The organism is Microcoleus sp. S28C3, from assembly GCF_036700785.1.
GTDB lineage: Bacteria > Cyanobacteriota > Cyanobacteriia > Cyanobacteriales > Microcoleaceae > Microcoleus > Microcoleus asticus.
Genome location: NZ_JAUBPO010000285.1, coordinates 1 through 1,317, shown reverse-complemented (window position 1 = coordinate 1,317; position 1,317 = coordinate 1). Strand labels below are relative to the sequence as shown.

Below are 1,317 nucleotides of genomic sequence, written 5' to 3'. Positions count from 1 at the left end.
ATAGTGAACTCACGTCACCGTCATCTTTCTACAGCAAGGCTTCTAAACCAGGCTCAGCACTCACCTTGACAGGGCTGCCTACCAGCTCCCTATCCAAAACAACTGCGTCATTAGGAACTGAGTTTGCGGATGATCCGGCCAGCATTTCTGCTAATAGTGCAACTACACTGCTCTCTAATCTACCTGCTGGCAGTAGTAAGATATACACCGACGGTAGTGGCGGGGCAGCCGTCGCGTCGATTCCATCTGGTTCTGGTAAGATTGTTTTTTTAGGCTGGGACTGGTACAACGCTGCTCCTTTAGGAACGACGAACAATGGCTGGTTATCTGTTCTCAACTCCGCTGTGCTGGAGTCTTCTGCTGTGGTTAACACTGCACCCACTGATCTGGGTCTGAGCAACACCACTATTAATGAAAATGTTGCAGCTAACAGCACAGTCGGTACCTTCACCACCACCGACCCCGACACAGGCAATACCTTTACTTATAGTTTAGTGGCAGGCACGGGAGATACCAATAATAGTGCATTCTCCATTGTCAGCAACCAATTGCAAATCAACGCTTCCCCCGACTTTGAAACGAAGTCCACTTACAACATCCGCGTTCAGACTAGAGATCAAGGGGGACTGACTTACGAAAAGCCGTTGGTGGTCAACATTAACAATGTCAATGAAACACCAACCGACCTTACTCTCAGCAACACCAGTATTAATGAAAATGTTGCCGCTAACAGCACAGTCGGTACCTTCACCACCACCGACCCCGACACAGGCAATACCTTTACTTACAGTTTAGTGGCAGGCACGGGAGATACCAATAATAGTGCATTCTCCATTGTCAGCAACCAACTGCGAATCAACGCTTCCCCCGACTTTGAAACGAAGCCCACTTACAACATCCGCGTTCAGACTAGAGATCAAGGAGGGCTGAGTTACGAGAAGGAGTTGGTGGTTAACATCAATGATATCGATGAGTTTATCTACGGCACACCCAATAACGATATTCTGCGGGGTACTACCAGTGCCGATCAAATCGACGGTTTAGCAGGTAGCGATGTCCTCTACGGTAACGCCGGAAACGATACCATCGATGGCGGCGACGGCGACGATGTTGTCTATGGTGGCAATGATAACGATTTGTTGCGCGGGGGTAATGGCAGCGATCGTCTTTACTGTAGTTTAGACTAAATAAAGATGAGAAAGGTGGCTTCAGAAGAACTAGAGCCACCGCGCTGGGAGAGAATAGACCTCTTGCGAAAGTGCGATCGTTCTAGGTAAAATAAAAGAAAAAATGAGCTTAATAATATGAATTACGAAC

1 protein-coding gene is annotated in these 1,317 nt (G+C 47.8%); it reads left to right on the top strand.

What is annotated here, in order from left to right:
* The coding region (locus QUA13_RS32480) for a cadherin domain-containing protein (RefSeq protein WP_333205209.1) at nucleotides 1-1,187 on the top strand (1,187 nt) is incomplete at its 5' end.
* Nucleotides 1,188-1,317 lie beyond the last annotated feature (130 nt).